At 67.6% G+C, this 19,232-nt stretch carries 20 protein-coding genes, 1 pseudogene and 1 CRISPR repeat array (1 of these 22 cut by a window edge); of the genes and pseudogenes, 17 read left to right on the top strand and 4 right to left on the bottom strand.

Annotated features, from left to right (window positions below):
• A CRISPR array of direct repeats spans positions 1 to 1,520; the repeat unit is 29 nt; unit sequence CTGCTCCCCACGCACGTGGGGATGGTCCC; it reaches 218 nt to the left of the window's first position.
• A gap of 343 nt (positions 1,521 to 1,863) precedes the next feature.
• On the bottom strand, positions 1,864 to 2,433 hold the full coding sequence (locus tag BG418_RS06425; RefSeq protein WP_188272724.1) for a hypothetical protein: 570 nt from the start codon (positions 2,431 to 2,433) through the stop codon (positions 1,864 to 1,866).
• A 101-nt stretch (positions 2,434 to 2,534) separates the two neighbouring features.
• On the opposite strand from BG418_RS06425, the gene BG418_RS06420 reads away from it, so the two are divergent.
• Both BG418_RS06420 and BG418_RS06415 read left to right on the top strand, forming a co-directional pair.
• Positions 2,535 to 3,386 carry a serine/threonine-protein kinase gene (locus BG418_RS06420; protein ID WP_317453532.1) on the top strand — a complete coding sequence of 284 codons (852 nt, stop codon included), beginning with the start codon at positions 2,535 to 2,537 and terminating at the stop codon, positions 3,384 to 3,386.
• Between the two features lie 470 nt (positions 3,387 to 3,856).
• Positions 3,857 to 4,516, top strand: coding sequence for an HAD family hydrolase (locus tag BG418_RS06415; protein WP_188272723.1), 660 nt, complete (start codon positions 3,857 to 3,859; stop codon positions 4,514 to 4,516).
• On the opposite strand, the gene BG418_RS06410 is transcribed toward BG418_RS06415, so the two are convergent.
• Complete coding sequence (locus BG418_RS06410; protein ID WP_188272722.1) at positions 4,497 to 5,771, bottom strand: transcriptional regulator; 1,275 nt, start codon at positions 5,769 to 5,771, stop codon at positions 4,497 to 4,499. The two genes, BG418_RS06415 and BG418_RS06410, sit on opposite strands and share 20 nt — an antisense overlap.
• A 363-nt stretch (positions 5,772 to 6,134) precedes the next feature.
• On the opposite strand from BG418_RS06410, the gene BG418_RS06405 reads away from it, so the two are divergent.
• From BG418_RS06405 to BG418_RS06390, 4 genes are read left to right on the top strand one after another with little or no spacing between them, the layout of a single operon-like run.
• Positions 6,135 to 6,494 (top strand): hypothetical protein, encoded by a 360-nt coding sequence (locus tag BG418_RS06405; protein WP_188272721.1) that lies wholly within the window; start codon positions 6,135 to 6,137, stop codon positions 6,492 to 6,494.
• A gap of 5 nt (positions 6,495 to 6,499) precedes the next feature.
• Positions 6,500 to 7,801 carry a radical SAM protein gene (locus BG418_RS06400; protein ID WP_188272720.1) on the top strand — a complete coding sequence of 434 codons (1,302 nt, stop codon included), beginning with the start codon at positions 6,500 to 6,502 and terminating at the stop codon, positions 7,799 to 7,801.
• A gap of 20 nt (positions 7,802 to 7,821) precedes the next feature.
• A complete protein-coding gene (locus BG418_RS06395) occupies positions 7,822 to 8,700 on the top strand; it encodes a radical SAM protein (protein ID WP_223184438.1) in 879 nt (292 codons plus the stop codon).
• A 37-nt stretch (positions 8,701 to 8,737) separates the two neighbouring features.
• Positions 8,738 to 9,508 carry a hypothetical protein gene (locus BG418_RS06390; protein WP_188272826.1) on the top strand — a complete coding sequence of 257 codons (771 nt, stop codon included), beginning with the start codon at positions 8,738 to 8,740 and terminating at the stop codon, positions 9,506 to 9,508.
• 58 nt (positions 9,509 to 9,566) lie between these two features.
• Here BG418_RS06390 and aspS read toward each other — a convergent pair whose 3' ends face one another.
• A complete protein-coding gene (gene aspS, locus BG418_RS06385; RefSeq protein ID WP_188272718.1) occupies positions 9,567 to 10,877 on the bottom strand; it encodes an aspartate--tRNA(Asn) ligase in 1,311 nt (436 codons plus the stop codon).
• A gap of 338 nt (positions 10,878 to 11,215) precedes the next feature.
• Between aspS and BG418_RS06380 the strand changes: the two genes are divergently transcribed.
• The 11 genes from BG418_RS06380 (at position 11,216) to BG418_RS06330 (ending at position 18,600) form a co-directional block, all read left to right on the top strand.
• A complete protein-coding gene (locus BG418_RS06380; RefSeq protein WP_188272717.1) occupies positions 11,216 to 11,485 on the top strand; it encodes a hypothetical protein in 270 nt (89 codons plus the stop codon).
• Positions 11,475 to 11,669, top strand: coding sequence for a hypothetical protein (locus tag BG418_RS06375; protein ID WP_188272716.1), 195 nt, complete (start codon positions 11,475 to 11,477; stop codon positions 11,667 to 11,669). Before BG418_RS06380 ends, BG418_RS06375 begins: the two co-directional genes overlap by 11 nt.
• Before the next feature lie 151 nt (positions 11,670 to 11,820).
• Positions 11,821 to 12,876 carry a hypothetical protein gene (locus BG418_RS06370; protein ID WP_188272715.1) on the top strand — a complete coding sequence of 352 codons (1,056 nt, stop codon included), beginning with the start codon at positions 11,821 to 11,823 and terminating at the stop codon, positions 12,874 to 12,876.
• Positions 12,877 to 12,910: 34 nt separating this feature from the next.
• Entirely contained in the window at positions 12,911 to 14,437 is a 1,527-nt protein-coding gene (locus BG418_RS06365; RefSeq protein WP_188272714.1) for an amino acid permease, read from the top strand.
• A complete protein-coding gene (locus BG418_RS06360) occupies positions 14,437 to 15,876 on the top strand; it encodes a glutamine synthetase family protein (protein ID WP_188272713.1) in 1,440 nt (479 codons plus the stop codon). The genes BG418_RS06365 and BG418_RS06360 overlap by 1 nt, the downstream gene beginning before the upstream one ends.
• Positions 15,877 to 15,915: 39 nt before the next feature.
• Entirely contained in the window at positions 15,916 to 16,164 is a 249-nt protein-coding gene (locus BG418_RS06355; RefSeq protein ID WP_223184437.1) for a LuxR C-terminal-related transcriptional regulator, read from the top strand.
• Positions 16,165 to 16,191: 27 nt separating this feature from the next.
• Positions 16,192 to 16,413 (top strand): hypothetical protein, encoded by a 222-nt coding sequence (locus BG418_RS06350; RefSeq protein ID WP_188272711.1) that lies wholly within the window; start codon positions 16,192 to 16,194, stop codon positions 16,411 to 16,413.
• Between the two features lie 22 nt (positions 16,414 to 16,435).
• Positions 16,436 to 17,500 carry an NUDIX domain-containing protein gene (locus tag BG418_RS06345; protein ID WP_188272710.1) on the top strand — a complete coding sequence of 355 codons (1,065 nt, stop codon included), beginning with the start codon at positions 16,436 to 16,438 and terminating at the stop codon, positions 17,498 to 17,500.
• 19 nt (positions 17,501 to 17,519) lie between these two features.
• Positions 17,520 to 17,738 (top strand): hypothetical protein, encoded by a 219-nt coding sequence (locus BG418_RS06340; RefSeq protein ID WP_188272709.1) that lies wholly within the window; start codon positions 17,520 to 17,522, stop codon positions 17,736 to 17,738.
• A 94-nt stretch (positions 17,739 to 17,832) separates the two neighbouring features.
• Entirely contained in the window at positions 17,833 to 18,018 is a 186-nt protein-coding gene (locus BG418_RS06335) for a hypothetical protein (RefSeq protein WP_188272825.1), read from the top strand.
• 435 nt (positions 18,019 to 18,453) lie between these two features.
• The gene (locus BG418_RS06330) at positions 18,454 to 18,600 is read left to right on the top strand and encodes an integrase (protein ID WP_188272708.1); all 147 of its coding nucleotides are present in this window, start codon (positions 18,454 to 18,456) and stop codon (positions 18,598 to 18,600) included.
• A 68-nt stretch (positions 18,601 to 18,668) separates the two neighbouring features.
• Here BG418_RS06330 and BG418_RS06325 read toward each other — a convergent pair.
• A pseudogene (locus tag BG418_RS06325) lies at positions 18,669 to 19,073 on the bottom strand (DUF4265 domain-containing protein); the annotation flags it as partial.
• Between the last annotated feature and the right edge of the window lie 159 nt (positions 19,074 to 19,232).

Genomic DNA, 19,232 nt, shown 5'->3' with positions numbered 1-19,232 from the left:
GTGCGCGGGGAGTTCCGGGGCACCGACTGCTCCCCACGCACGTGGGGATGGTCCCCCGTCGAAATCGGGGATGGGCGTCGGGAGAAACTGCTCCCCACGCACGTGGGGATGGTCCGAGCCGTGGCAGGAGCCCTGTGGCCGTGCGTGCCTGCTCCCCACGCACGTGGGGATGGTCCCTTGCCACAGGGTCGCGGTCCGGAAGACCTGCCCTGCTCCCCACGCACGTGGGGATGGTCCGTTGTCCACCCGCCACAGCGCGCCCGGCGCGTCCTGCTCCCCACGCACGTGGGGATGGTCCCGAGGCGGGTCTGGTCGTGGAGTTCCGGCACCCCTGCTCCCCACGCACGTGGGGATGGTCCCGAACCCCCAGCCCCGGCCACCGGCTACGCCCTCTGCTCCCCACGCACGTGGGGATGGTCCCGAACTGGTGACCAAGCGCCGTGTGCAGCTCCACTGCTCCCCACGCACGTGGGGATGGTCCCACCGCAAGCAGCGCCTCCTCTTGCCCGCCTCCCTGCTCCCCACGCACGTGGGGATGGTCCCCCGTGCTTGGCTTCCGCAGACGCCCCCGTACTCTGCTCCCCACGCACGTGGGGATGGTCCCTGGCACTGCTCGGCGTGCAGGGAGAGCAGTTCCTGCTCCCCACGCACGTGGGGATGGTCCCGGCCGCCGCTACGGACGGCCCGGCGCGCAGGTCTGCTCCCCACGCACGTGGGGATGGTCCCCGCAATCCGCTCGGACCGGGGCCTGGGGACCACTGCTCCCCACGCACGTGGGGATGGTCCCGGCCGGTGATGCTCTGGACCTGCCCCCGTGCTCTGCTCCCCACGCACGTGGGGCTGGTCCCACCGACAACATGCTGGCCGCGTACAACGCAGGCTGCTTCCCACGCACGTGGGGATGGTCCCGACCGCAGCGGACCCGACTCCACAGACGTATCCTGCTCCCCACACACGTGGGGATGGTCCCTCCACAGCGTGATCCACCACCGCAGTACCGGCCTGCTCCCCACGCACGTGGGGATGGTCCTTGCCCGGTACTCATCGTGATGTTCTGTTCTGTCTGCTCCCCACGCACGTGGGGATGGTCCCTCGATGCGGGTCGCATCGTCCGGGATGACCGGCTGCTCCCCACGCACGTGGGGATGGTCCCTGGTCGCGGCGGTCCAGCACGTGCTTGATGACCTGCTCCCCACGCATGTGGGGATGGTCCCGCGGTTCCTCTGCCCGCTGGCCGGTGACCGCCCTGCTCCCCACGCACGTAGGGATGGTCCCAGGGCGACTTCGCGAGCGTGGGTCTCGTCATACTGCTCCCCACGCACGTGGGGATGGTCCCGCGAACACCTTGGCGTGGCCGAGGAGCAGAAGCTGCTCCCCACGCACGTGGGGATGGTCCCGTCGGGCTATGGCAGCTGGACACGAAGGGCGTGCTGCTCCCCACGCACATGGGGATGGTCCCGCAAGGGCCGGAAGCTGGTCCTTCGGCGCCCGCTGCTCCCCACGCACGTGGGGATGTTCCGACCCACACCCGAGCCCAGCTCAACCAGTTCACGTCCTCCCCCCCCCGGGAGGGTGCTCTGACGACGGCGTAGGGGTTGCCAACGTCGACGTCGTCCTCCCCACCGACGCCCGTCAACACATCGTGGAACGGTCGTACTCAATGGACCATCTGAACTGCTTCTGGTACGACTGCCCGCCGCACGGCGGCCTCGGCATGGGCTCGCGCGGGTTTCTGCGGGCGGCGTCAGCCTGTGCTCGGGTGGGAATCGGATGCCGACAGCACACAGTGGACACATCCCCCTACCTCCGCGTGGCTACTGAAAGTACGGGTGGGTGAGCGGTAGCAACTCCAGGCGTTGGGTATCAGATCGCCCCGAAGAAGGATGCGGCATCGGCGCGCCAGCGCAGTCGGATGACCTTCTCGCTCCAAGCCGCCGTGGCTTCCCGGATAGCGGCAGGTGACGGATTCAGGTTCTTGCTGGACGCCTGTACAGCGGCGAGATCGTGCGGCCGTAGGGCGCTCCAGGCCAGGCGTACGCACTTGGCCAGGCCGTAGGTGAGTGTGCGGTCGGCGCGCCGGTCGGCCAGCCACCGGCCGATCGTCCGGTATGCGGCAAGGTACTTCGGGGTGTCGAGCCAGACGATCACATCGGCGGCTTCCAGCAGCGGACTGGTCCAGGTGAGGAAGATACCTTCGCTAATCCACGCCGGGCCGCTGGCGAGCTCGGCAGCGATGCGCTCGAGGTCCGCGCGGTCGCGGCGCTGGCCGTCCGGGCGGTATCGGTAGGCGTCCAGCGCCAGCACGGGCAGCCCGGAGGCAGCCCCTAGTTTCTGGGCATACCTGCTCTTGCCCGAGCCGATGCCGCCAATCACAGCGATCTTCTTGGGGGTTGAACGAGGCGAGCGGGCGCCAGTGGAGGCCGATTGGGTCATCTCCACATGCTTCCAGCGAGGCTGGGCGTGTGCACGCCTCTTTTGGCAGCAATGCGGCCTACCGGCCCTGCTCTCGGTAGTGAGGGGTAGCTTCGTGAATCGTGAACGGACACGACGGTGGGACATGTGACCCGTCAGCGCATCCGCTGCTGGATGTTGAGTCGGTCGACCTGCTGGAGCCGTTCCTGGACGGTGTGGGGAACGTCTTCCAGGCTTTCCGGGAGCAGGATTCCGGGTGTGTGTCGTACGGCGTGGCCGTCGACGGCGAGCGGTGGTTCGTGAAGAGCGCGACGACACCCGCTGGGGTGGCCTCGCTGCGCCGCGCGCTCGCCGTGCACCGTGCGGTGCGGCATCCGGCGATCGTGCCCCTTCGCCACTCCTTCCGCATCAGGGGCGGTCTGGCGCTGGTCTACCTGTGGGTCGACGGGACCGTGCTGTACCACCCGACCGTCTCGGCCCATGGAGGCAGAACGGCGTGGGACAGCCCGATGGCCCGGTTCCACCGGCTCCCCCTCCCGCAGGTCCTAGCAGCGGTGAACCAGATCCTGGACGCTCATCTGGCCGTGGAGCAGGCCGGGTTCGTCGCCGTGGACTTCTACGACGGGTGCATGCTGTACGACTTCACCACCGGCCGCCTCGCCCTGTGCGACGTGGACGAGTACCGACCTGGCCCGTTCACCCTGACGACCGACCGGCTGCCCGGATCGCGGCGCTACATGGCCCCCGAGGAGTTCCGCCAAGGCGCCACCATCGAGATCCGGACCACCGTCTACGTGCTCGGGCGCGCCCTGCGCCTGCTCCTGGACGCCGGGGACCAGGAGCAGCAATGGCGCGGCACAGCCGGTCAGCTCGCCGTCACCGCCCGCGCCACCGCGCACGACCCCGGCCAGCGGTACGCCACTGTCGCGGCATTGACACACGCCTCGCGCGCCACCACGATCACGGCTGGCTGATCCATCTCTTCGCCGTGGGAAGAGAACGGTCATCGAGACTCCGGACTTGCCCCAGGTGCTGGGCAGGAATTCGAGATGCAGAATGCCACAGACGGATCTCTGCACCCGACCAGCTCCCACCCGCTACCTGGTCGACTGCTTCGGCTGTCGCACCGTGTGATGGACTCTTTCGACCCTCAGCAACACTGAGGTGCAGTACCGGCAAACCCATCGAATTCGCCCACTTGTGGCGGCGGTTTGGTCACATCCCCCTTACCAACCCACGCGGATTCTTCGCCCAGATGGCTAGACCCTTCGGGCTGAGGCGGAAGTGAACATGCTTGCCCTATCAAGCCCCTCCACCGGGTGGTATCTGCGGTGTGTTAACCCCCTGAGCAAACTGGTCGGGAGCACGTTCAACGGCACTGCTCCGCGTTGGTGAGTCCGAAACGGTTGCTCCACCGCCGTGCAGGACCGTCTAACCTGCGGTCATGATTCGTGCTGTGGTGTTCGATGTCGGTGAGTGCCTTATTGACGAAACCCGGGAGTACGGGACCTGGGCGGACTGGCTGGGGGTGCCCCGGCACACTTTCGCGGCGATGTTCGGGGCGGTCATCGCGCAGGGGCGCGACTACCGCGAGACGTTCCAGGAGTTCCGGCCCGGGTTCGACCTCACCGAGGAGCGGGAGAAGCGCGCGGCTGCCGGGCAGCCAGAGTGGTTCGGCGAGGATGACCTGTACCCGGATGTGCGGCCGACGCTGGCCGCGCTGCGCGAGGCGGGGCTGTGGGTGGGGATAGCCGGGAACCAGACTGTGCGGGCCGGCGGCCTGTTGCGCGGCTTGGACCTCCCCACGGACATGATCGCGACCAGTGACGACTGGGGCGCGTCGAAGCCTGACGTGGCCTTCTTCGAGCACGTCATCGCGGCGGCGCCGGCCGAGCCGGGCGAAATTCTCTACGTCGGGGACCGGCTCGACAACGACATCCGCCCGGCCGTGCAGGCGGGGCTTCTCACCGCCCTGATCCGACGTGGCCCGTGGGGCACGATCCAGCAGCGTGACCCGGACGCGGACGCGATTACGGCGATGCGCATCGACGCGCTCGCGGAACTGCCGGAGAAGATCGCCAAGTTCAATACTGAAGAGCGTTGACCGTCGTGCCCCAGTCGTAGAGGCGGTCGTCGAGGTCCCGTACGCACTGCTCGTTCTGCCACGGTGCGAGCGTGCGTCGGACCTCGCGCACGCGGTCCATGCCGGTGGCGTACCAGGTGATCGCCAACTGGTCGAGGGCCTGGATGGCGTATCGGCATGCTTCCTCTGGCCTTCCGTCGGCGGCTTCGACCGCGGCGAGGTCGCCGAGAACAACGGTGCTCTGCTTGGCCGACTCGGGCGGCAGGGCGTCGAGCACGTCGTGGAGCGTCTGGCGTGCTTGCGGGATATGTCCAGCCTTCAGCTGCGTGTTTCCTTTGAACGCGGACAGGCGGACGGGGCTGAACCAGTCCAGCCACTCGGGGGCGGCGTGTTCGGCGCCCGTGGAGAGGGTGTCCTCGGCGCGGTGGATCAATCGCAGCGCCGCGTGGGGATCTCCGCAGAGGGTCTCGCACTCCGCTTCGACGGCATCCAGCCATGCCCAGAACTCCGCTGACGCCTCTCCGCGGCGGGCGTACGTACGGGCAGCGGTCATGCGCTCAATTGCCCCGTCGCGCTCTTCCGCCCAGCCGGGGACGAAGGCCATGTGCGCGAGGATGGCCGCGCCGAGCAGCGGATCGTCTGCTTCGCCTGCTGCTTGCAGGGCCCGTAGGAGAGTCTCGGAGGCCCGCTCCGGCTGCCGCAGATCGAAGAACTCGATTCGGCCGGCCAGCAGGTAGGACTCGGCAAGTGCGGTCGCGAGGGTTTGGCGGGCCGGGTTCGCCGTCTCCGGGAGGAGGGCGCAGCCGAGGCGGGCGTGTTCCAGGACCGCCGGGTGCAGCACGGCGGGGGCGACGGACCAGTACAAGTGCCGGTGTGAGCGTGTGACAGCCCCGAAGTCCCGTCCAATAGTTGCCGGTTGTGTCGCAGATCCGCGCTGAGCGGGAACGGCCGCCAGCCGTCCCGCGGGCGGGGAGGTGCGCAGGGCGGCGTCGGTCGCCGTGCCTCCCTGGGGCCGAGTGCTGCCCCAGGGAGGGATGAAGCCGAGGTCCTCCATGCTCTGCCCCAGCAGGTGCGTCAGGACCCGGTGCACATCAGGCTGCGGCCAAGGGGGAGTTGTGGACTCCCAGCGCCGCACTTGCCGAACTCCGACAGCAAGACCTCTGATGCCGAGCGTCAACGCCCCCTTGGTGATGGCATCTGCCAGGGCCTGTTGAGAGTTGTAACCGGCAGCCAGGCGTGCCGCCTTGAGTCGGGTGTTGCCTGCGGGACGGGACATCGATCTCCTCCGGGGCGAGCTCTCTCCCTCAGGGTGACATGCAATGTCCTCACTACGGCGGGAAACCACCCATCAATCATCAAGTAAGCCCTCTAGAAGTCCTTTTGATGACCCATCAGAGTCCTCGAATGGGACCTATTGGGCTCAGCATGATGTCACCACGTCGAAACGACCACGTCGCATCGCGTTGCGATGCATAGCGCCGAGCGGCGCGATCGACTGCCCGACCGACTCGACGAACCTGTTCTTCGCAGGGCTGTTCAACATCGCCCCACTCTGACTCCCCGTGGAGCGATGCCCGCCGGACTCCGGTGGATGCAAGGGGTTGTTCCGGCACATCCAGCTCAGAGAGAGGGATCCGTCATGCCGCAAGCCAGGCGAGAGAAGAAGGACCATTTGATCTACGCGGACGTCGTGGACTCCAAGTCCAAGGCGGGCGTGTGGATGGGTGAGCGTGCCTCCTTCCAGGAGAAGCAGGGCCGCATCATCGAGGCGCTCAAGGAGCAGACCGACTGGGTCGAGCTGAAGGACGCAATCATGGTCATCGGCACCGACCCGGCCGGCATCACGGTCATCGCGCCGAACCCGACGCTGCCCGGCGTGATCGTCCTCGCCGACGGCGGCTCCCCGGCCACCTCCGCGAAGCTTCAGACCGCTGCTGTGGAGAAGGTTCGCGCGGTCATGGGCGAGCTCGGGATCGTCGAAGAGGAAGCGGCGGCCTGACCACCGTGGCCGCCCCCCGGACGTTGTGGGGGAAATACTTCCAGTACGAGCGGGACGGGGAAGCGGTTCTCCTCGACCCGGTCGGCCTGGACAGTGTGTTCATCGACTCCGGCGAGGTCCACGACCTCGCCGGAGTCCCCCCGACCGCGACTCACGAAGCCCTCGCTGGGCTCGGCTTCACGCCCGATGGCCCGGCGGCCGACCGGCGCGAAGCACTCCACCATCGCCTTCGATTCCTTGGCCTAGACGCCGCCCCTCGCCGCGTCAGTGGCTTGCGCGTGGTCCTCACCGATCGCTGCAACATGGCCTGCACGTACTGCTTCGTCGACACGAACACCGGTAAGCCGGATATGACGAAGGAGGAGCTGACGGAGGGGTTGGAGTTCCTGTTCGAGCAGAATGCCGGGCAGGGCGAGGTCTCCATCCAGTGGTTCGGTGGCGAGCCGACCATTCGCTTTGACCTCATGCGGTACGGCGACCAGCTCGCCGACACTCTTGCCGACCGTTACGACGTGCGCAGCGTGCGGCGTACGGTCGTCACCAACGGTGCCCGGCTGACGGATGAGGCCCTTGATCACTTCGTCGCGTACGAGTACGGGGTCGGCATCTCCATCGACGGCCCTCCAGGCATCAACTCGGCGAATCGCCTCCTGCTCGGCGGTCAGCCCGCCGACGACCGGATCCGTCGCAACGTCGCCCGGTTCGTCGAGGCCGAGGGGCTGCATGTGGGTTGCAACCTCACCCCGACGGCCGCGAACATCGGGCGTCTCGCCGAGACCGTCCGGTGGATCATCGACGATCTCGGACTGAGGTTCATCTACGTCAACACGCCCATCCCCACCGAGGGCCACTGGGAGGTCAACGGCGCCGACTTGGCGCGCGAGCTGTACGAGGCTCGTGTGGCCGCCCTGGGGCGGGGCGGGATGCTGTTCTCGGTCTTGGACCGCGCCTTCCAGGCGCTCGATACCCGGCGACCGATGCTGTTTGACCACATGCAGGGCGACCGCAGCCTGAACGCGGCCCTGCTGCCCGGCAACCGGGTCAGCCTGTGCGACATCAACTTCACCGAGCCGTCGTTCCTGCACACCCTCGACGAGCTCCGGGCCGATCCCAGCCTCTTGGCCGGCGTGGCGAAGAAGGTCGCGCCGATCCCCGAGTGCGGGGACTGCCCGGCGCTTGCCATCTGCGGCGGCCCGTCCCGTAACGAGCAGGCCCTCATAGGCGGTGGCACGCCGGATCCCGAGATGTGCGCGTTCTACACGAACACCGTGGAGATCGCGGTGTGGGACAACACGGGGGTGCAATGAGCACCCGCGTCCGTGCCGCGTTGATCTCCACGGCCGGGCACTGCACGGTGGCCTGCGGGTTTTGCTTCCGGGCTGATCGCGCCCACGGCTTCCTAGACACCGCTACGTACACCCGCACATTGTCGCGGCTGAAGGAAGCGGGCGTGGAAGGGGTGTGCCTGAGCGGGGGCGAACCGACCCACCACCCGCAGCTCCGACAGCTCGTGCGGCTTGCACGCCAGTTCGGCATGGCGGTGTCGATGGTGACCTCGGCCCGCACCGTGGCCGAGGTCATCGCCCTCGCGCAGGTGGCGCACCTGCTGGCCAACGTGACCGTCTCTGCCGACTCGCAGGGCGCGATGCTGCTGGGCCGCACCGTCCGCACCGCGGTCTCCGGCCTCGACACACTGCGCGCTGTCGGCACCGAGACGAAGATCCTTCACGTCACCTGCTGGGGCCTGCGCGACGAGGAGTGCCAGGATCTGGCCGGCCTTGTGTCCGAAGCCGGGGTGGAGATTCAGTTCAGTCCCGTCGTCCTCGACGAGCGCGCCCTGCGCCGCGATGGCAAGTCGGTCCAGGACTACCTGGTGCAGCAGCGGCTCGACGCGGACGTACTGGGCCGCTACTTCAATCTGTCCACCCGGTACCGGGCTTACCTCGACGAGCTGGGGGATCTGCAATTCCCCGCCGCCGGGGGCGGGCGGTGGTTGTGCCGCTCGGCGACGGCGTACGTCTCCGCAGATGGCGACGTCCGGCGCTGCCCCTACGGGCAGACATCGGTCAGTGCCCACGCTCCCCGGGCCGCGATCAGACAGTTCCTGACTGCTCCGGCGCAGGACCGGGTGACCCCGGACTGCGCCGCCATCTGCCGTTCCGCCAGCACGTGTGACGACGACAGTGCGTCGTGCGCGGCGGTGTGAGGCCGCCTCGATGCATCCCGACTCCATGGACCACTCTATGACGATCACGACGCCCGACGACTTCGCCCTCCGGTGGAGGAAGCCGCCGAACTTCCCCCTGGAGGTCCCCTTCGACTACGTGTTTCAGTCGGCTGTCGACGTCCTCGATCACCTCCGCAGGGACGAAGAGGTCCGGTTCACGATCCTCGGGGACGACGACTGGCAGGTGCGTATGGACCGCACCGCCGCCTTCCGTACTGCGCCGATCGAGGAGATTGTCGCCTGGCCGTTCCGGCTGGTGCACTTCAGTCTCAGCCGCTTCTACACCGACCTCCTGGATGGTTTCCAGGAGGAGGTCATGATCCCCTGGCGCACCCATCTGTCCGACCGGGGATTCACCTGGCAGCGGCTGGCACCGATCCTGTTTCTGTCCACCGAGGGAGCCGCCTCGACCTACCACAACGACAACTCACATGGGTTGGTCTGGCAGGTTCACGGCACCAAGACCTTCCACAGCTACCTCGACCCCGACCAGCACCTGCCAGCTGAGGCGGCGGTCGTCGGTGAGACCACCGGTGAGGATCCGCCCGCCCACGATCCGGCCGACCGCCAGTCCGTCACCATGCAGCCCGGCGGCCAGCTCTGGAGTCATGCGCTGACGCCCCACTGGGTCACCACTGAGTCGGTGCTCGCCATGAGCGTCACCCTCTCCCACGGCGGCCTGTGCCACCAGGGCAACTTCGCCGAGCGGGAGTTGGCGCTGCGGGCCCACTGGGACAAGAACCCCGGCGAGGCGTGGACGCATGACCTGCGCAATGTCCGCTACTGAGACCGCGTCCCACGACACGAGGCACTCGCCCGTGCCGTGGGACGCACTCCACTGCCGACTACGGCGTAAGCCGGTTCGGGCCGCGGAAGAGGAACGTGGCCTCGCGGATCGAGTCGAGGCCGAGCATCACCATCAGCACCCGCCCCAATCCCATGCCGAGCCCACCGTGCGGCGGGCACCCGAACCGGAACGCGTTCAGATAGTCCTGCAGCGGCTCCGTGCTCATGCCCTTCTCTGCGGCCTGCTTCAGAAGCACGTCGTAGCGGTGCTCGCGCTGGGCGCCGGTGGTGACCTCCAGGCCCTTCCAGAGCAGGTCGAAGCTCAGGGTCACGCTTGGGTCGTCGGCCGGCCGCATGTGGTAGAAGGGCCGGATGCCGATCGGGTAGTGCGTGATGAACACGAACTCATGCCCGGTGGCCTGCTTGATGTAAGCCGAGATGCTCCGCTCACCCTCCGGGTCCAGGTCCTCCTTGACCCTCTCGGGGTCCCAGCCGCCCTTGCGCAGGATCTCGTGCGCCTCGGCCATGGTGATGCGGGGGAAAGGCGTGGTGGGCACGGTGATCTCGACGCCGAAGTGTTCGCGGATCGCCTCACCGTGTGCGTCGGCGACCTTGCCGATGGCGTGGGCGAGCATCTGCTCCTCGAACGCCATCACGTCCTCGACGCCGTCGATCCAGGCCAGCTCCACGTCGACGCCGGTGAACTCGGTGGCGTGCCGGGAGGTAAACGACGGCTCGGCACGGAAGACCGGGCCGATCTCGAAGACCTTGTCGATGCCGGCCGAGATCGCCATCTGCTTGTAGAACTGGGGCGACTGCGCCAGGTAGGCGCTGCGGTCGAAGTAGCCGAGCTTGAAGACCTCCGCGCCGGACTCCGAGGCGGTGCCCATGAGCTTGGGGGTGTGCATCTCGGTCGCACCCTGCGCATAGGCATACTCGCGCATGCCCTGCTCCAGGGTGGTCTGTACAGCGAACAGCAACTGAGCGGCAGGGCGTCGGCGCACGTCCAGGAACCGCCAGTCCAGGCGCTGCTCCAGGCCAGTGTGCTCGTCGATCGGCAGCGGCGTGGCGGCCAGGTTCAGGACCTCGACCTGCTCGGGGACGATCTCCAGGCCGCCGAGTTTCACCTGGGCGGCGTCGACGACGCGGCCGGTGATCCGTACGGCGGACTCGGGAGTGAGGGTTTCGAGCTGGGTCTCCAGCGGCCCGTCGTCGCGCCTGTGGGTCACCTGCACCATGCCGGTGCCATCCCGCACAACGACGAACTGCATCTTGCTCTGCAGGCGAAGGGTGTTCACCCACCCGCAGACGGTAGCGGTACGGCCGACGTGTTCTCTCAGGTCGGAGACGTGTACGCGGCTGTGGATCATTTCGGTCCTCCGAAGGACATCGTCATGATCCCTTGGGAGTGCGGGCGAGAAGGGCAACTCGCGGTACCACCGCACTTTCGCCGCCACCAGGTGGCGGCCTCATTCGGGCCCGGTGACGGGGGCCAACCGGCGGGGCATCGGGCCACCAACGGTGGTCGTTCCTCCCCGCGCTCAGGAGGGTCTTCGCCTCGGGGCGCGAGACCGCCTTCACAGCTACCGGCGGCTCTCTCTACTCGCGTGATCCCTGGCTACTCGTCTCCGTCAACGCGTTGCCCAACAGGATACGGAGTGCCAGGCCACAGGGGCAATCAAAATGAGCACAAGAGGAGTACCTGTCGGTGGATGTGCCCACGAACCACCTTCGGTGGCATAGGGAGCAGGCCAGCCGGTTACGCCATGACCTGGCCGATCAGCCGGTCGACGAAGATTGGATCAAGAATCCGGTGGTCGAAGCCGAGTTCCGCCATGTTCCCCGCCACTGGTTCGTGCCCGAGATTTCGCTGGAGACCGCTTACAACGATGCGCAGGTGATCACCGAGAGAGCCCCCGCTAGCGGCTTCAGCACTGTCCCCCGCCTGCTCGACTGGCAATTCCACCATGGCCGTTAGCGTCTCGGCGGTCGTCCTGTTGGCGATCATCGTCGTGCTGCTGGTCAGGAAGGGCGGCCTGAAGGTTGGTCACGCCGTCGTGTCCGCCCTGTTGGGCTTCTACCTGGCGAGTTCGTCGATTGCTCCGTCGATCAACCAGCTCACGGTCAAATTCGCGGGCTTCATCAGCGGCGTCAAGTTCTGACAAGCCGGGTGGCCCGTCCGGCCACCCGCCGCCTCCTTCATCTCACGACTCTTTATCGAGGATTTCCGATGCATGTCCAGGTGCCGATCGCCTGCACCACGGCTCAGTCCAGGTCCGCATTACGGCTGTTCCGGTTTGGCGAGGTGAGGTGATGCGCGACTCCACGGAGAGAACGGGCCTGCAGGATTTCACCCCGGTCTACCACCCCGCAGGATTCGACCCGGAGCTGCGGGCCGTGCTCGCGGATCTCCAGCTGGGCCGGTGGCTCGCAGTGCGGGACCTGCTGGCCCGAACTGGGGGTAACTGGATGTTGCGGACGTCGCGGACACAGGTCTTGGCCGCGGCCGCAGCGCGAACGGATGCGGTGGAGGCGTGGCTGGTGGAGGAGCCGGAGAGCGCGGACGCGGTGGTGATGCGGGCCCGGGTCGCGGTGGAGCGGGCCTTGCAGGCACATCGCGGTGAGCACACGACGGCGGCCCTGCTGGAGCAGGAGGCGCGGCATGCGTGTCTGGTCGCGGCGCGGCAGATCCCGGTGGATCCGGTGCCGTGGGTGGGCCTGCTGGCGTTGGCGCAGGTGGACACGGATCTGCGGTGTCCGGAGCATTGGCGGGTGGCGTGGGAGGACATGCTGCCGGCCGGGCCGTGGGGGCTGCTGGCCCGGGTGGGTGAGCGGGACCCTGGTGGTAACCGGGAGGCGCATCACCGGGTGCTCCAGTTCTTCTATGCCTGTCCTCATACGTCGGTGGCGGATGCGATCAACTTCGCCCAGTGGACGGTGTCCTGGGCACCGGTGGGTTCGCCGCTGCGGATGCTGCCGCTGTACGCGTATATGGAGAGTTACTGGCGTCACCGGCAAGACGGGACGGCGGATCCGTTGCAGCACCGGCAGTGGTCCCGCGAGCCGGTGGTCCACTATGTGCGGCGCGCCTTCCAGGGCTGGAGTGAGCGCCCCGCCGCCTCTACGTCGGTGGTGGATCTGAACTATCTGGCGCACGCCTTGTGGGCTGGTCACCAGTACGAGGATGCGGCGAAGGTGTTCCGGGCGCTGGACCGTCACGCCACACGGTTGCCGTGGGCGTACGTGTGTGACGATCCAGGCCGTCCGGAGGCAGCGGTGCGGGAGTTCGTCCGTGCCCGCGCCCAGTGTCTGACCACCTCCCGCACCCGCGCGGCCCCCGCCGCGAAGCACCGGCTCCGTCTGATCTGACCTTCACCTCTCTACAGGAACCAGGAATTCCAGAATGTCATATACACATCAATCACCTTCGGGTGTGCACGCCGACGACGAGCACCTGCGGGATCTGGGCTACAAGCCCCAGCTGTTCCGGCGGATGGGCGCGTTCGGCAACGCGGCCGTCTCGTTCTCCGTGATCAGCGTGCTGACCGGCTGCATGACGATGTACGGCTACGGCCTGTCCACCGGCGGCCCCTCGGTGATGATCTGGGGCTGGATCGTCGTCGGCGGCATGGTGGTGTTCGTCGGCGCGGCACTGGCGGAGGTCACCAGCGCCTACCCGACCAGCGGGGCGCTTTTCTTCATGGCGGACCGGCTCGGCGGGAAACGCTGGGGCTGGTACACCGGCTGGCTCAACCTCCTCGGCTTACTCGGCGGGATCGCCAGCATCGACTACGGCTGCGCCCAGTTCACCGGCGCCTTCCTCGACCTCCAGTACGGCTTCATACCCACCCCCGCCAAGACCCTGTGGATCTTCTTCGGGATCCTCATCTTGCACGCCGTATTGAACCTGTTCGGGGTGCGCCTGGTTTCGCTGTTGAACACAGTGAGTGTGTGGTGGCATCTGGCCGGCGTCGCCGTCATCGTCGGTGCCCTGACGATCGCGCCGTCTCGTCATCAGTCCGCTGACTTCGTGTTCACGAAGTTCGTCAACGGCACTGGCTGGTCGAGCAGTCTGTATGTGGTGGCGATCGGGCTGCTGGTCGCGCAGTACACGTTCTCCGGCTACGACGCCTCCGCCCACCTATCGGAGGAGACCACCCACGCCTCCATGGCGGCGCCGCGCGGCATCGTGCGCTCCATCGTCTGGTCCTGGATCGCCGGGCTCGTGCTGCTCGTCGGGCTGACCTTCGCCATCCAGGACTACACCGGCACCCAGACCACCCCCACGGGGGTTCCCCCCGCGCAGATCTTCATCGACGTGCTCGGCCTGAGCGGCGCCAAGGCGTTGCTCCTGGTGGTGATCGTGGCGCAGTTGTTCTGCGGGAACGCGGAGACGGCGGCGTGTTCGCGGATGGTGTTCGCGTTCTCCCGGGATGGTGCGCTGCCTGGTCAGCGGTGGTGGACGCGTACCGACAATGCCAGCCGGACCCCGAGGGCGGCGGTGTGGCTGTCGGTCACGGTCGCCGCGGTGCTGGCGCTCCCGTCGCTCTACAGTCCGGTCGCATTCGGGGCGGTCGTCGCGATCAACGTGGCCGGCATCACGCCCGCGTACGCAATCCCCATCTTTCTGCGCATCCGGTACCGGGACCGCTTCACCCCCGGACCCTGGAGTCTGGGCCGCTGGAGCATCCCCATCGGCGTCATCGCCGTCGTGTGGGTCGCTTTCGTCACCGTGCTGTTCTGCCTGCCGCAGACCAAGCCCGCCGCGGGTGGGCTGGTGAGGGTGGACACCTTCAACTACGCCCCCGTCGCCCTCGCCGTCGCGCTGCTGCTGGCCGCGCTCTGGTGGCGGATCGCCGGGCGCCGCTACGACGTCCCCGCAGTCGCTGCGGACAGGGAACTGTCCAAAATTCAGGAGGGGATCGTCTGATGTCTACGACTCCGCGCTCGTTCTCGCAGGTGCCCCGGCTCAGTGCCCCCTCCATCGCTCCCCCTCGCGAGCGCGGGAAACGTGCAGCGGCCGGGAAGTTGAGCCTGTCGGATCTGCGGGATGCGGTCGACACGGACGTGGTCGACACGGTCGTCCTCGCGCTGCCGAATTTGCAAGGGCAGTTGAAGGGCAAGCGGTACGGGGCCCGGCACTTCCTGAACCGCGTGGCACTCGACGGTGCGGACATGTGCGCGTACCTGCTGGCCACCGATGTCGAGATGAGCCCGCGCCATGGCTTCGACCTGACCTCGTGGGACAGCGGCTTCGAGGACACCGGCGTCGTCCCGGACCTATCCACCCTGCGTCTCGTGCCGTGGATTCCGCGCACGGTGCTCGCTCTCGGGGATGCGGTGGACACGGCTGACGCGCCGGTCGAGGTGGCGCCCCGGCAGGTCCTGCGCACCCAGCTGACCCGGCTCGCCGCACTCGGCCTGCACGCCCAGGTGGGCCTGGAGACCGAGTTCCTGCTCTACCACGGCACCTACAGCCCCACCACCGGCATCGGCCCCAACGGACTGGCCCCGGCGGCGGACGTGAACCTGGACTACGCCCTCGACCACGCCCCACACCTTGACCGCTACTTCCGTCGTCTGCAGGCTGCCTTGGCCGGGGCGGGGATGCCGGTGGAGGCGGTCAAGACCGAAGGCGGCCCCGGGCAGGTGGAGGTCGCCTTCCCCCATAGCGGCACGCTCACGGCCTGCGACCAGCACCTGGTGTTCAAGCACGCGGCGCGCACGCTGGCGGCGCGGGCGGGGATGACGGCGACGTTCATGGCCGCACCCGAGACCGGCATCGGCAGCGGCCTGCACCTCCACCTCTCCCTCACCCGCAACGGCACTCCCCTGCTCCCCACCCCCAACGGCGAACTCTCCACCATCGGCAAAAGCGCGGTGGCGGGCCTGCTGGAGGCGCTGCCAGGGCTTGCCCCGCTGTATGCGCCGAACATCAACTCCTACAAGCGGTATGTGGGTGAAGCGTTCGCCCCGACCCGGATGGCCTGGGGCCTCGACAACCGCACGTGTGCGGTCCGCGTCACCGGGCACGGCAACTCGCTGCGCCTGGAGGTGCGTCTGGGTGGAGCGGATGCGAACCCGTATCTCCTGGCTGCGGCGGCGGTGGCCGGCATGGTCCACGGCATCAGCCACGATCTCGTCCCGCCCCGGCTGTGTGTCTCCAACGCCTTCGAAGCCTCCGACGCGCCGCTGGTGCCGTTCACGTTGGAGCAGGCGCGCTCCGCGTTCCGCCACTCCCCCGTCACGCGGGAGGCGTTCGGCGAGGAGGTGGTGGAGCACTACGCGCAGCTGGCCCAGATCGAGATCGACCACCAGCGCCACACCGTCACCGACGCCGAACAGCACCGCTGGTTCACCCGCGCATGAACACCCCCCGTCCGAACAACGAAGAAAGGCGCTGCCCGGATGACACTGAATCCCCACCGATCCGATCTGCTGCCCACACCATCGCAACTTCGGGTTGCCGCCGTGCTCGCGCAAGGGCGTGACACTGCGGAAGCCGCCACCGAACTGTTCCTGGCCGCCGGTACTGTCTCGGCCCACCAGTCGACCGCCAACCACCGGCTCGGTGTGCGCCACCGCTACGCCTTCATCCACGCCTGCTATGTCCTCAACCTGCTGCCCCGCCCCGTCCCCGCACCGCCCCCCGGCTGAGGCGCGGAGCCGCACGAGGTGGCGATCTTGTGGCGCCTCGCACTGGACGACAGCCACCCTGAAGTCGCCGCGCACTGCCACCTGTCGGTGACCGCCATGCAACGCAGGCTGCAGGAGCTACGCAACCGGTGGGACGCGGCCAACGAATCGCATCTGATCACGCTCGGCTGGCGCTACGGCGTCCTCAACACCTCCCGCGGCACCGCCGGCCACCAGCTCAGCCGCCCCGCCCAGCTCGCCCGTGACTGACCTGCCCCAAGGAGCCCCCGTCGTGTCCGCCCAGAACCAGACCCATCCGGCCCGACCTGGTACCTCGGGCAAGGCTGAGCCCGCCGTGCGGGAGTCGTCCCCGCCTGTGCTCGCCACCGCCCTGGTGGTGGATACCCGGGGCCGGATGCTGGTGCTGTCCATGCCACGGCCTACCGGCAGCGCGGTGGTGTGTCTGCCGAGCGTGCAGGCCACCGGCGCTCACGCCCCCGAGGTGGAGCTCGCTGACACGCTGTTCAGCCGGTTCGGGGTGCATCCGCACCATCTGAAGCGGCTGCTGGCCGTCGACTGCGAGCAGCTGTCGCCCATCCTGACCGTCGTCAGCCACCTCCACCTGGTCGGCCCGCTCGACGAACACCAGGCTCGCGCGGTGAGGACCCCGCCCTTGCTCACCGTGCGGTGGCTTGCGCCCGAGGCGGCGATCCAGCTCCTGCCCACACCTGCCGTCGGCCGGTTACGGGCCGCTATCGCGGCCTGGCACACCAGCTCCATCGCCCACCTGGCCAACGGCTGGGTACAGCCGGGCTCCCCCGCCGGATTCCCGCCCGGCCAGCGCACCCACCTGGAACGGGCCCACCCGCACGACAGCGACCTCCACCAGGCCCTGCGCCCCAAAGTCCTCGCCGAAGCAAGCGTCCTGCTCACCGACCCGGCCGGACGGGCACTGTTACTCCACCCCGCCTCCCCCCACGACCAGACCTGGCAGCTGCCCGGGGGCGGGATCGACAGCGATACGGGGGAAGGCCCGCGGGAAGCCGCCCGCCGTACTCTGCGCGACCAACTGAACCTTGACCTCCCGCTGGGGCGGCTGCTGGCCGTGGACTGGATCAACGGCACACCCCAGCTGTCCCGCGTCGCGTACACCTTCCACGGCGCCACGCTCGGCGAACACGACCTCGCCCGCATCCGCCTCAACCCCCACCAGCACACCGAATGGCGCATGGCCAGCGGCGACGACAGCAAGGACCTGGTCCGCGAACCATTATCCCGGCGCCTGGATGCCTGCCTGACGACGCTGTGGAACAACACCGGCCCCGTCGAGCTGCACTCCGGTATCCCGCGCTCCTGAGCCATCAACGAGGAGAGACATGGAGGCCCACATACCGCCCGGCGGCCCGGGCGCGCACTGCCACCCCTGCTACCTGGAGCAGCAAGCCGCACGGGAAGCAGAGAAAGCCAAGGCCCTCGCGAAGGAACAGGAAGGCGAGCGCAACGGCCCGGCGATGGTTGCGGCATTCCTGGTGCTCGGGGCCATCGCGGGGCTGTGGTTCGCCTTGATGTGGCTGCTCGTCACCGGGTTCGGCTGATGCGGCCAATCGAAGGGGGCCGGTCCGCTGACCGTGTGCACGGTCAGTGAAGGGGCTTCTTGTCTTCCTGCCGGGATCCCGGTGGGAGTGCCGAATGAGGAAGGAGTACGAGGTGGACCAGACCGCGACACCGCCTCCCGCCCGAAGTGGGCTTCTGGTGACGGTGGAGGAACTGACCGCCGTCCACGACCGGTACGACAGTCTCCGGTCCGACAACGCCGGATCATCCGGCGACGCGCCATGGCCCGGTGGTGACGGCAACCTGACCGACGTCGCATAGCGCCAGGCGGCAGGGCGAGCGCGGTGCTTCGTTCCCGCCCTGCCGCATCTGCACCACATGGATGAACACATGAGGAGGCAGCAATGGAACATCAGTTGATCAATGCCATCGAGGCGGCGCTCGGATGGAACGGACCGGGCGAGCTCGGCAAAAGGTTTGCGCGGGGACCATGAGCGTTCGGCCGTCGGCGAGACCCATCACTCGCATGGCGATCCGGCTGCTCATCGCAGCCGCAGTATCGGTCGTCGCTGCTTGGCTCGCAGCGGTCTGGTCCGCAGCCAGGCTCTTCAGGTGATCCACACATCAACAAGACTTGCCGCACCACCAGGGCGACACGGCCCCGGATCAGAGCGCAACCACCCTTTCGTGCGCGCGTACTCAATGGACACAACAGGCAACATGCAAGCCGACCGCCAACTGGGATGTTGAACCGTCGTGATCAAGGAATTCTTCGGCCACGCCCGCATCGGCGTCACCGCCAGCGTCTACGCACACCTTCGGCTGCGCCTCCCATGCCAAGCCATCACCCTGGGCGACGCCATCGGCCAGGACGACCCCCCTGCTGCGGCCGTCGTCGTCTGACGTTGCCGTCAAACATCCCAGAAGCCCCACCGAAATGAATTCCGGCGGGGCGCTTCTCGCGAACCCGATTAATGATCAGACTCTGGCGATCCGAGCCCATGACGATGAGCCCTCGCAAGCGCGCCCTCTTCGATGCCAATTTTCCCTTCATCGGCATCACGAAGGAGGGCTGCTCTCACGGATGCATAATCAACGGTCGGTGGCACGTCGATTGCCCACAAGTACCCCGTCGTATCAATCTCCCAGGAACACTCGAAATCGCGGAGCATGATACCAACCGCGTCCGCTACGTCGTAATCCTTGATGATAACCCGGACCGTCGAATGTCCGGACTCCGACACAAACTCATCGAACACAAGCTCTCTGCGCTCGTGATCAGCTCTGACCCTCACAATGTCCCCGAAAGCGATTCCCTTCACGTAGAAGGGAGTGTTCCGAACCTGGACCTCCATCTGCACGGAGGTCTTCCCTGTCCAGAGGCGCTCCGCAGAGGCACGGGCCCAATCGGTAGTCTCATCAGGGAGGTCGAAGGCTACCTTGTAAAGCCTCTCAGGATTGCTCTCCGGTGCCGACTCACCGCTTCAAGGGTTCGACGAATTCCCTGAGCCCATCGCCCCACTCTCCGCATACCC

The sequence above is a fragment of the Streptomyces sp. CBMA152 genome (genome assembly GCF_014596475.1).
Taxonomy (GTDB): domain Bacteria; phylum Actinomycetota; class Actinomycetes; order Streptomycetales; family Streptomycetaceae; genus Streptomyces.
This window is presented reverse-complemented; position numbering and strand designations above follow the sequence as displayed.

Bases quoted from the DNA above. Each gene is read 5' to 3' on its own strand.
- BG418_RS06425 (WP_188272724.1), bottom strand. From the start codon at position 2,433: ATGACCCAATCGGCCTCCACTGGCGCCCGCTCGCCTCGTTCAACCCCC.
- BG418_RS06415 (WP_188272723.1), top strand. From the start codon at position 3,857: ATGATTCGTGCTGTGGTGTTCGATGTCGGTGAGTGCCTTATTGACGAA.
- BG418_RS06410 (WP_188272722.1), bottom strand. From the start codon at position 5,771: ATGTCCCGTCCCGCAGGCAACACCCGACTCAAGGCGGCACGCCTGGCT.
- BG418_RS06405 (WP_188272721.1), top strand. From the start codon at position 6,135: ATGCCGCAAGCCAGGCGAGAGAAGAAGGACCATTTGATCTACGCGGAC.
- BG418_RS06390 (WP_188272826.1), top strand. From the start codon at position 8,738: ATGACGATCACGACGCCCGACGACTTCGCCCTCCGGTGGAGGAAGCCG.
- aspS (WP_188272718.1), bottom strand. From the start codon at position 10,877: ATGATCCACAGCCGCGTACACGTCTCCGACCTGAGAGAACACGTCGGC.
- BG418_RS06375 (WP_188272716.1), top strand. From the start codon at position 11,475: ATGGCCGTTAGCGTCTCGGCGGTCGTCCTGTTGGCGATCATCGTCGTG.
- BG418_RS06370 (WP_188272715.1), top strand. From the start codon at position 11,821: ATGCGCGACTCCACGGAGAGAACGGGCCTGCAGGATTTCACCCCGGTC.
- BG418_RS06365 (WP_188272714.1), top strand. From the start codon at position 12,911: ATGTCATATACACATCAATCACCTTCGGGTGTGCACGCCGACGACGAG.
- BG418_RS06360 (WP_188272713.1), top strand. From the start codon at position 14,437: ATGTCTACGACTCCGCGCTCGTTCTCGCAGGTGCCCCGGCTCAGTGCC.
- BG418_RS06355 (WP_223184437.1), top strand. From the start codon at position 15,916: ATGACACTGAATCCCCACCGATCCGATCTGCTGCCCACACCATCGCAA.
- BG418_RS06340 (WP_188272709.1), top strand. From the start codon at position 17,520: ATGGAGGCCCACATACCGCCCGGCGGCCCGGGCGCGCACTGCCACCCC.
- BG418_RS06335 (WP_188272825.1), top strand. From the start codon at position 17,833: ATGAGGAAGGAGTACGAGGTGGACCAGACCGCGACACCGCCTCCCGCC.